Raw genomic sequence first — 10,250 nt, 5'->3', positions numbered from 1 at the left:
GACCTTGACGTTGCTGCCGTCGTCCATGCGCAGGTGGAACTCGCCGGTGGAGGGGCGCCAGATGCCGACGTTGTCCGGGCCGGCGCCGTCCCAGTTCCCCGCGAGGGGAGTATCCAGCGCCGCGACCTGCTGTATCCAGGAGCCGAGGTCGTCGACACGGGTGCTGGTGGCACCGGTGCGGAGCTCGGCAGGGTCGGTGCCGAGGCAGCCGCCCTGCCAGGAGCGGGTGGCGACGGCGGCGATCTCGGTGGTGCCGTTCGTGTTACGCAGCAGCGGGGCGCCGGCGTCGCCCTGGCACACGGGTGCCTGGCCGGTGGCGGGGTCGGTGGCGAGGGTGGTGTCGGTGAGGGTGCCGGTGGTGTGGGTGGTGGTGTGGATCTTGGTGGGGACCCAGTCGGTGGCGGTGCGGCCGAATCCGGGTGCGCGCAGGCTCTCACCGGTGGCCGGCACCGTGGTGGCCAGGGCTGCGGGAGCGATCGCGTCGACCGGCGTGCCCAGGCGGGCCATCACCAGATCCCGGTCCTGGCGGGGAACGAGGCCGACGACCTCGACGACCGCGCCGGTGGCGGTGTTGGTGAGGTCGGTGCGCCCGATGACGGCGGTGGTCCTGTCCTGGGGGGCGCCGGCGGTGACGGTGGACGGGTTGTCGGGGTTGTCGGTGAAGCAGCTGGCGGCGGTGAGCAGCCAGTTGCGGTCGACCAGGGCGGCGGTGCAGGAGCGCTTGCCGTCGCCGATGTTGAGCTTGGCGACGTGGGCGAGGGCGGGGTCGGTGGGCTGGGGGGCGGGCAAGGCGGCGCTGGTGCCGGTGATGCGCAGTTCGAGGACGACGGCGTGGCTGTTGGGGTCGAGTGATTCGCCGATGCCCTTGGTGGCGTTGGCGGCGACGTCGACGGTCTCCAGGGGGCCCTGGTTGGTGGTCAGGCTCGCCCGGATGGAGCGGCCGTAGGTGTTGATGCGGTAGGCGTCCGGGATGGTGAGGGCCAGGTAGCCGCCGGCGCCGGGGGCGTTGAAGCAGATCGTGTCGCCGTCGGAGGGGTCCGAGGTTATGGCGCCGAGCTTGATCTGGTAGTTCCCGTTGGCGCAGTCGGTGAGGGTGATGCCGCCGTCGCCGCGGGTGAGGGTGATGCCGCGGTCGGCGAGGATCCGTGCGGCGCCGGGGTAGGCGAAGGTCTCGGTCGCGGCCGGGGCGATCTCGACGGGGGGCGTGGTGTCGGCGGACGCGGCCGGGGCCGCCGTCCATCCGCTCGTGGCGGCCAGGACAAGAGCGGCCGCAGCCGTGGCCGCGGACAGGCCGTGCGAGCGTGCACGGGACTTCATGGCGTGATCCTTTCGGACTTGTCCGGAAGAACGGACTCGAACTGCCTTAAGAAGAACTGCGCTGAAATGTCTGCTTTGCCTTCGCAAAAGTCTTTGAATCTCGATCAATTGACGCATCGTAATGTACGATCGCTGCGCCGTCGAACGGGTGTATGTGCAGGTGGTAGGCCTTATTGCGAGCTGTTGTGACGTTCTGTCCGGTTCGGCGGTAATGGTCGCGGCGGTTCCTCCGCAGGGGAACTGCCTGCTCCTGTTTGCTTTTCATTTCTCCGAAAGGGGTTGTCGCGTGCGTTTTCGAATAGGACGGGCGAGGACACGCGGGAGGAGGTCCGGGGTCGGGTTGCTGGGGCGCGCCGTGCTGCCGGTGGCGTTGCTGGCTTCGCTGGTCTCGGCGAACCCGGTCGCGGCCGACGAGGTCCCGCCCCCGGTGGTGCCGCAGCTGAGCGAACGCGGGCGGGTGCTGCAGGAGTGGAAGGACGGCGGACCCTCCGTCAAGGCGGCCGCCGAGCTCGCGCTGGTCGGCGGGGACGACCAGGTGCGGCTGTTCCTCGGCGCCGCTACGGACCCGGGCGGTGAGCTCGCCCGCTCCGGCATCAAGGACAACCGCCAGGCCGCGCTGGAGATCCTCACCGCGGCCGGCCCGCGCCTTCGCACCGCCGCCCAGAGCGCTCTCGCCGGTAGCGACCAGGACGTGGAGGCCTTCGTCAAGGAGGGCTGGAAGGCCCCCCTGGAACAGGACCAGCGCGTCCTGGTGTCCCAGATCGCCGAGACCGGCGGTCCGCGTACCAAGGCCGCCGCCCTCGCGCTGACCGGCAAGCCCATCGGCGAGATCCGGGCCTTCCTCAACGAGAACCAGTACACGCTGCGCGAGAGCGACGACCGCGTACGGGTCTCGCAGATCGCCGAGAGCGGCGGCCCCGCCACCCGGCAGGCCGCGCTGGTCGCCTTCGACGGGAGTCTGGAGGAGGTCCGCGACTTCCTGGAGGTCGGCCAGCACATCGCCCGCGCCCGCGATCAGGAGCACGCCTCCGTCGAGGAGTTGGTGAAGCAGGCGGAGGCGGCCGGCGACCAGGCGGTGCGTGAGAAGGACGCCGCCGTGGACGCCTCCCAGCGGGCGGTCGCCGCCGCAGAACTGGCCAAGCAGGCAGCCGACCAGGCCGCCGCCGAGACCCTCGCCGCCCAGGGCGACGCCGCGCGGGCCTCGGCCGCGGCCGACCGCGCCGCCGAAGCCGGCAAGCGCGCCGGCGAGGCCGCACAGGCGGCCACCGCCGCCGCGACGCGCGCCAACAACTCCTCCAGGGTGGCCTCGGCCGCCGCCTCGCAGGCCGCCGCCGCCGCGGTCGGCGCCGCCCGGGCGACCACCCACGCGCTGAACTCCGCAGCGGCGGCCAAGGTCGACGAGGACGCCGCGAAGGGCGCCGAGACCGCCGCCAGGCTCTCCGGCTACGCGGCCAAGGCCGCCGACCGGGCCGGCAAGGCCGCGATCGAGGCCGCCGTCGCCGCGGAGGCCGCCGCCTCCGCGACGGCCAACGTGAACGCCGCCGCCGCGGCGGCCGACCAGGCCGGCACCTACGCCGGACAGGCCGGAGCCTCCTCCACCAAGGCCAAGCAGGCCGCTGCCGCCGCACGCCGCGACGCCACCGAGGCCGGCCGCTCCGCCACCGCCGCCGCAGCCCTCGCCCGCCAGTCGGCCGGCTACGCCGATGAAGCCAAGCAGGCCGCCGAGTCCGCCTCCGCCCGCGCCGGGCGCGCCGCCGAGTCGGCCCGCAACTCCGCCGCCCACGCGGGCGAGGCCACCAACGCCGCCCAGCAGGCCGCCGCCCACGCCGAAAGCGCCCGGCAGGCCGCCGACGCGGCGACGGCTGCCGTCGCCAAGGCCGGCCAGATCCACCAGGGCGCCCTCGCCGGCGAGGCGGAGGAGCGCACCGTGCGCGAGAACGCCGGCGTCGCCCGCGCCCAGGACCTGGGCGTCGCCTACGAGCAGAGCCGCCGCTCGGCCGACGAGGCCAAGGCCGAGGCCCTGCGCCTGGACCAGGAGTCCGTACGCCTGGCCCAGCTGGCATCACAGCCCGGCACCGACCCGCTGACCGTCGTCACCGCCGGGCGCAAGATGGCCCTCGCCGCCCTGAAGGTGCGCGGTCCCTGGAGCAAGGCCGCCGCCGAGTACGCCCTCGCTGGCAACGACGAGGCCGTCGTCGACTACGTCACGGAAGGGTGGAAGACCTCCGCCGAGCAGGACGACCGCACCCAGGCCCGCTACATCGCGGAGAACAGCCCCTACGAGAGCGTGCGCACCGCCGCCACCGCCGCCCTGGCCGGCGACGGAGCCCAGGTCGCCGCGTTCCTGGCCACCGGTCAGCACCAGGCCGCGTTCAGCCAGTACCGGGTCAAGATCTCCCAGCTCGCCGAAAGCGGCGGCCCCAGGGTCAAGCAGGCCGCGCACGCCGCCCTGGAGACCAACACCATCGAGGCCGTCACCGGCTTCATCAACCAGGGCCAGTACACGGCCAGGGAGAGCGACCAGCGGGTCGTCATCTCGCAGCTGATGGAGGCCGAGGGCGCCGAGCTCAAGATCGCCGCCCACATGGCGAACGAGAGCCCGCTGCCGGCCATCGTCAACTTCCTTGAGACCGGCCAGTACCGCGCCCGGGCCAAGGACGAGGTCACCCGCACCCACGTCGCCTCGATCGAGAACGCCATCGCCGGCGCCAACCAGGTCGCCTCCCTCGCCCAGCAGAACGCCGCCACCGCAGCCCAGGCAGCGGCCACCGCCGCCGGAGCCGCCGACCAGGCCAACGCCTCCGCCGCCCAGGCCGCCGCCTCCGCCCAGCAGGCCGCCGCCTACGCCCAGCAGGCCAAGACCTCCGCCGACCGCGCCCAGACCTCCGCCGACCAGGCGGCCCAGTCCGCCAAGACCGCCAGGGCCGCACAGTCCCGCGCCGAACAGAGCGCCGGCTCGGCACAGCGCTCCTCAATCTGGGCTCAGGCCCAGGCCAAGGCGGCACGCGCCTCCGCCACCACCGCCTACGCCGCCGCTGCTGCCGCCCGCAAGTCCGCCGAGAACGCCGGCAAGAGCCGCGACGAAGCCCGCGCCACCGCCACTGCTGCTCTCCAGGAGGCTACTCGTCAGGCTCAGCAGGAGGCCGCACTCGTCCAGCAACAGGACGACGCCATGTGGGCTGCCGCCGTCAATCCCCAACAAGGGGTGGGCGGAGCCCCAGGCCTGAGTTGGTACGACATCGTCTCCACCGTTGGGCATGGCGCCCTGGATGTCGCAGGCCTCTTCCCCATCGTGGGCGACCTGGCCGCTGACGGAACCAACTGCGTATGGACATCCGCCGAGTATTTCGGCGGATACAAGAACACCGACGGCCTCGACACCATCCTGACCTGCGTCAACATGGTGCCTCTCGTCGGCTACATCAGCGTCGGTGTGAAGTGGGGAAAGAAGCTCAGCGGAGTCGCGGACGACATCACGGACTGGGCCAAGAGCAAGTGGCCCTGGGGCAAGAAGCCCAAGCCGAACCTGCCCCCGTGCCTCAACAGCTTTCCCAGCGGCACCCGAGTCCTCATGGGCGACGGCACCAACCGCCCCATTGAGACCATCCAGCCGGGCGACCAGGTCGCAGCAGCTGACCCCACTACCGGTGAATCCGGCCCGCGCACGGTCGCAGCCGTCATCTACACCCCCGACGACCGCGATTACACCGAACTGACCATAACGGCCTCCAACGGCACGCAGTCTGCCGTCACCGCCACCGACCACCACCCCTTCTGGGTACCGACTCTCGGCCAGTGGACCGACGCTGCGGACATTCGTCCGGGCGACACTCTGCGCACGGACACCGGCACCGCAGTCCTGGTGGCCTCCGTCCGGCACTGGACCGCGCTCGCCCCTGCCTACAACCTCGCCGTCGCCGACCTGCACACCTACCACGTGCTCGCAGGCGACACCCCGTTGCTCACCCACAACTGCCCCAAGCAGATCGAAGAAGCCCTCGCGGGGCTGGACAAGCGGACGAACCCGAACGGCCGGACTCAGGGAACGGTCTTCTTCTCCGACGGCAAGGGTGGGCTGGAAAAATTCGCCGAAAAGATCAACAGTGGCCACAGTGAAAGTCGGTCGGCTGCCATCACCCAGTTCCTGGCCGAAAACGGCATGCCGACCAGTTTTCCTAATCACCCGGCAGCGGCACACCTTGAAACCAGGCTCGCCTGGCTGATGAGCAACTCCACCGATCGAAAGTTCAACAGAATGGAAATCGTCATCAATAACGCCGATGGCGTCTGCTCCAACCAGTGCCCGATCACCGTCCCGAAGATCCTCTACGACGACCAAGAGCTAGTCGTTTGGTACAAGGACTCCAATGGAAAAACCACGAAAGCGCCCCCGCTGAGGGGGGCGCGGCCCCGGGGGAAGAGATAGTCTGGCATGGTGCTGAATGCTAGATACGACATGCAGTGGCGTCACGCCGATAGCCGGAATGATGCCACCGCGCTCATCGACATGGCCCTTGCCGCACTGAAGCCGTACCAGGAAAGGAGTGACAATCTCCTGGCGCCGGGAACCATGGCCGTGTTCTGCCTCGCCGAAAGCCCCCTCAGCGATGGGTGCGAGGGCGACAGTACCCTGCTCGTGTCCGCGAACTCGGAAACCGGGTTCGGAGCGCTGATCTGGTACCTCGCAGATGGCAACCCGCTGAAGCGAGGAATCTTTGAGCATGTATGGATCTCCGACAACCCCGAGCCGCCAGAGTTCGACCCCCGCGTGGTTTCAGACACTGGATACCCTCTGTTCCATGATCGTGCCAGCACCTTGCCCATCAGCAAGGTGAGAGCCGCATTGGAGGAGTTCGCCCGCACGGGAACGGGCGAACGTCCAGAGTGCATCTCATGGACACTTGGCAATGCGGACGGACAGCGTCACGATCGGCCTCCCATCTGGGAGTTCGACGAGGAGGAAACGCCCTTCTAGAGAGGGGTGCCTTCAGATGCCCTGCTCCGGAGCCGTGTAGTCGGCGGCCCCGGAGCAGGACAATCCCGCACCCAGAGGAGACCGTCCACGCTGTAGGTTGAGCCGCTCCGTTAGCAGCGAGTCCTGCTGGAACTCTGGATTCCACGTTGCGTTAGCAGCGGGACGGTCAGCTGATCTCTGGCGATCGCGCCGTTCGCCGGGACGGACCGTTGGTCTGGGCTCCGGTGCGAGGAGCCGGAGAGCCTGCCCCGCTTCCCCGGGGGCGTCGCCGGGCTCAGCGGTCTGCCCGTGCCCGGCGACGCCCGACGTTCGCGGCGGTCAGGCCGTGTTGGAGCGGGTCGAGGTGATCACGACGGATGTGTAGGGCATGGTGGCGTGGCCGCCTAGCTCGTCGATCGCGGTTCCGGCGCTGTCCAGGACCTCCGCCATTTCGTCTGCGGGGAGCTGGGTGAGGCCGCCGAAGGTGGGGAGTTGGTCGAGCCACTCGTCTCGGGAGTAGGTGCGCTCCCAGGTGAAGCGCCACTGTTGCGGCTCGCTGAAGCTGCCGGTCCGGCGGATCCCGTCGGCGATTTTCGCGAACAGCGGCTGGTATGCGTCCACGGCCGATCCTCTCAGCAGGCCGGGGTTGAACGGGGAGTCGGGGGCGACCCGTTGGAGGGCTTCGGCGAGGGCGTCGATCACCCCGGCCGGGAGCTGGGGGACGTGGTGGAAGGGAGCGAGCCGGCCGCCGGGCCGGAGCACCTGGGCCGCCTTGGCCGCGCCGGCGACGGGGTCCACCCAGTGCCAGGCGGTGCCGGCGACGACCGCGTCGAAATGCCGCCCGGCGGGCTGCCAGTCCTCGAACCTGGAGACCTCGACCTCGATGCGGCTGCGTCGTGCGAAGGCGGCCATCCGCTCGTCGGGCTCGACACCGAGTACCGTGCAGCCGGCTGCCTGGAACTGCCGGGCCTCGATGCCCGTCCCGGCTCCGACGTCCAGGACGTGCCGACCGGGGCTCGCGGCGACGATCCTGTCGACCAGGGCCTGGGGATAGGGCGGTCGGGCGCGGTCGTAGCGTTCGGCGCCGACGCCGAACGACTCGGCCGTCTGCCGGTGGCGGTGGGGCTCGGGCCCGGGCTCGGCGGGCTGTCCCTGCGATAAAGTGGGCATGTGCCCACACTAGTGGGCGGTTGCCCACTCGTTAAGGCGGGCGGCGCGGAAAGGGAGACAATGCCGTCAGGGGTGCACATCCACAACGTGCGCGGCCAGTTGTTCGAAGCCGCCGAGCGCGTCCTGCTCCGGGACGGTCCCGGCGCGCTGACCAGCCGGGCGGTCACGGACGAGGCGAACTGCGCCAAGGGCGTGCTGCACCGGCACTTCACCGATTTCGACGCCTTCCTGGCGGAACTGGTCCTCGACCGCGTCCGCGGCATCGAGGACCGAACCACGACTCTGCGTGCCGCCGCCGGCACCGGGAGCGTGGTGGACAACCTCGCCGACGCGCTGCAGGGCCTGTTCGGTCCGGTCACGGTGGCAATCGTCGCGCTCATCACCTTCCGCGACGGCCTCCGCGCCCGGCTGCGCGAGGCCGGTCTGACCGGCATCCCGCTGGCCGTGCAAGGCACCGCCATGATCGCCGCATACCTCACCGCCGAGCGGGAGTCGGGGCGCCTGGCCGGTGACGCCGACATCGACACACTCGCCCCCACCCTCGTCGGGGCCGGGCACCTGCTGTTCGCCGACCGGACCAGCGCCCCACCGCAGACCGCCGCCGTCCGCAAGATGGTGGCCACCGTCATCACCGGCGCCTTGCGGCCACCCCGGTCGTAGGTCGGGCCGCCAGTCAGGTGACCGAGGATTCCACCGTCTCCAGGAGGCTGAGCAGGTGCTCTGCTTCGTGGATGAGAGCGGCGCCCGCGGGAGTGGCTGCGAGGAGGCTGGTCCGTTCGACCAGCTGAACGCCGGCGGCGGACTTGTGAGGGCGGGCACCGGGCCGGGGTGTGGAGCCGGTCCGGTGCGGGCGGCGAACTGCTGGATCACCGCCTGACGGGGCCCTGCCCTGAGCGGCCATGACGATCCCCGACGAGGTGGACGAGGCGGTCCTCCTGCACGCCCTGCGGCGCGATTTCGAGCGCGCCGCGCCGCTCGGCGAACGCACCGCCGGCCCCAGGCCGGATGGGAGGCCCAGGCGGGGCAGCGCGCTCGCCGACGACGCGAGAACCGGCCCGCACCGGCTTTCCCACAGCGCCCACCACGCCCTGGTCGTGGCCGTCGACCACCTCCAGGCCCTGGCCGCCCTCATGAGCGGCACTGAGAACGACGGCCACCGCGAGATGCCGCTGCCCACCCACGCCCCGTTCACTCTGCTGAGGGCCGCTTTGGAGAACGCCGCGCGGGCTGTGCGGCTGCTCGCCCCCGCCTCGCGCCGCGAGCGGGTCCACCGCTGCCTGCGGATGCATCTCGCGGGCCTGAAGAGCAGCGAGGCGAAGGCCACGCTGCTGGGCCACGCCCTGGAGGGCCGTCAGGAACGCCAGGAACGGGTCAAGGACCTGCTGTGCGCGGCCGGCATACCGCAGAGCGAGCTGTCGAACGGGAAGCTGAAGATGCCCGGGTACGGCGACATCGTGCGCACGGCCGGCACGCACACCCCCGGCGGAGGGGAACACGCCCGAGCTGTACTGGACCGCGAGACGATGGCCACCGACGGCGATGTCAGCTGGATCAGGTCCACCGGCTCGACGAAGGCCGCCCTGGTCATCACCGACCTGGCGATCGGCATGGCCGAGTCTGCCTTCGCCCTCTACACCACCCGAGCCCGCGTCCCCTGCCTCTGATGTGGAGAAAACCGACGGTGCCCATCGCCCCTCACCGCCCCATCTGGCTGAATCTCTGAGTGGAAGCGGGTAACGAGGAAGGCGTCGACCTGATCCGGGCCATCGCCGCGACCCTCTCCCCGCACGGCCGTGTAACGGTGACCGATCGGGGCCCCTACCGGCGGACTCCGGCCCTCCTTCTTGTCGAGGTCGAACTGGTTCCCCTCACCTCCGCCACCGACTGCATGCACGCTCTCGGGCTGAACCCGGACAAGGACGGTGACTGGCCGGCATGGGAACGTTCACACAAGGACGACGTCTTCCTGCACCCGTGTGTCCGCGGCGCCACGGCAGGAGAGGAAGAAGCCTCCACACCACCCCCGTTCAACCCCGGAGACGTCGTTGTCGTCCTCGACAGTCCGGCAGCCCGCGAGGAGGCCTCGTGGGTGCGGAGGCGGTCGTCCATGGCAGTTTCTACCCAGCGAACGAACCCGACCCGCTCAAGCGCGAGTGGCGTCACCATGTGATGCTCGAAGGCAGAGACTCCCTCGAGCTCTTCGAGAGCACAGAACTGTCTCCCGTCGGCCGCCGGGCTGCGGAGATTGGAAGTGAGGCCCACCGCCCAATGCCTCATGAGGGCTCCTCGTACCCCATGCCGAACCTCAGCGGGCCGACACCCACGAGCGGGTCAAGCCTCCACTGGACCCGGTCCTCCTCCTCGACAACCGTCCACTGGGCATCAAACACACTCCCCGCCGTCGGACCATCACACGAGGCCAGGACCTGCTGAACCGCTTCCGGTTGGCCGTCAGTCCCGCACGCCGGCTTCCACCGCCGGGCCTCCCCGCCACTAATCAAGATCAGGTGGCAGGAACCTACCGACGGTCAAGATCGCTTGGCAAACGGTCAAGGTCAGTTGTCAAAGGTCACAGCGTGACCTGTCTCAACGAAGTTTGACCAGTCTCACCGAACTTTGACTGGTGAGGGTTTGTCTCATCGAAGCTTGGCCGCCGGGTTCAGGTCTGAGGCCACATCAGGCGCCGACGGCGCTGACCCAGACCGGGAACGGGATCGGCTCAGGTGGCCCGTACGGCTCCTCCGTGTCGGTGATGGCGATCACGCCGGGGTTGTCGTCGGCCAGGAAGGGGGCGATGACCAGACCGGGA

7 protein-coding genes are annotated in these 10,250 nt (G+C 70.3%); 5 read left to right on the top strand and 2 right to left on the bottom strand.

From position 1 onward, the window contains the following. The coding region (locus ACFU74_RS27600; protein ID WP_380761458.1) for a trypsin-like serine protease at nucleotides 1–1,317 on the bottom strand (1,317 nt) is incomplete at its 3' end. A gap of 340 nt (nucleotides 1,318–1,657) precedes the next feature. Here ACFU74_RS27600 and ACFU74_RS27595 point away from each other — a divergent pair. Both ACFU74_RS27595 and ACFU74_RS27590 read left to right on the top strand, forming a co-directional pair. After that, nucleotides 1,658–5,743, top strand: a complete 4,086-nt coding sequence (locus ACFU74_RS27595; RefSeq protein WP_380761456.1) for a polymorphic toxin-type HINT domain-containing protein — start codon at nucleotides 1,658–1,660, stop codon at nucleotides 5,741–5,743. A 6-nt stretch (nucleotides 5,744–5,749) separates the two neighbouring features. Next, the gene (locus ACFU74_RS27590; protein ID WP_380761454.1) at nucleotides 5,750–6,292 is read left to right on the top strand and encodes an Imm1 family immunity protein; all 543 of its coding nucleotides are present in this window, start codon (nucleotides 5,750–5,752) and stop codon (nucleotides 6,290–6,292) included. 318 nt (nucleotides 6,293–6,610) lie between these two features. Here the strand turns inward: ACFU74_RS27590 and ACFU74_RS27585 are convergent, their stop codons facing one another. Next, nucleotides 6,611–7,441 (bottom strand): class I SAM-dependent methyltransferase, encoded by an 831-nt coding sequence (locus tag ACFU74_RS27585; protein WP_380761452.1) that lies wholly within the window; start codon nucleotides 7,439–7,441, stop codon nucleotides 6,611–6,613. A gap of 72 nt (nucleotides 7,442–7,513) precedes the next feature. Here ACFU74_RS27585 and ACFU74_RS27580 point away from each other — a divergent pair, with 72 nt between their 5' ends. The 3 genes from ACFU74_RS27580 to ACFU74_RS27570 all read left to right on the top strand — a co-directional run bounded on the left by ACFU74_RS27580 (nucleotide 7,514) and on the right by ACFU74_RS27570 (nucleotide 9,611). Beyond that, the gene (locus ACFU74_RS27580) at nucleotides 7,514–8,101 is read left to right on the top strand and encodes a TetR/AcrR family transcriptional regulator (protein WP_380761450.1); all 588 of its coding nucleotides are present in this window, start codon (nucleotides 7,514–7,516) and stop codon (nucleotides 8,099–8,101) included. A gap of 239 nt (nucleotides 8,102–8,340) precedes the next feature. Beyond that, nucleotides 8,341–9,105, top strand: coding sequence for a hypothetical protein (locus ACFU74_RS27575; protein WP_380761448.1), 765 nt, complete (start codon nucleotides 8,341–8,343; stop codon nucleotides 9,103–9,105). A 59-nt stretch (nucleotides 9,106–9,164) separates the two neighbouring features. Then, on the top strand, nucleotides 9,165–9,611 hold the full coding sequence (locus ACFU74_RS27570; protein WP_380761446.1) for a hypothetical protein: 447 nt from the start codon (nucleotides 9,165–9,167) through the stop codon (nucleotides 9,609–9,611). Nucleotides 9,612–10,250: the final 639 nt, after the last annotated feature.

The sequence above is a fragment of the Kitasatospora sp. NPDC057500 genome, assembly GCF_042802195.1.
GTDB lineage: Bacteria > Actinomycetota > Actinomycetes > Streptomycetales > Streptomycetaceae > Kitasatospora.
This window is presented reverse-complemented; position numbering and strand designations above follow the sequence as displayed.

What these genes read in the sequence shown, in the direction of transcription:
- ACFU74_RS27590 (WP_380761454.1), top strand. Translation starts at nt 5,750, where the DNA reads ATGGTGCTGAATGCTAGATACGACATGCAGTGGCGTCACGCCGATAGC.
- ACFU74_RS27585 (WP_380761452.1), bottom strand. Translation starts at nt 7,441, where the DNA reads ATGCCCACTTTATCGCAGGGACAGCCCGCCGAGCCCGGGCCCGAGCCC.
- ACFU74_RS27575 (WP_380761448.1), top strand. Translation starts at nt 8,341, where the DNA reads ATGACGATCCCCGACGAGGTGGACGAGGCGGTCCTCCTGCACGCCCTG.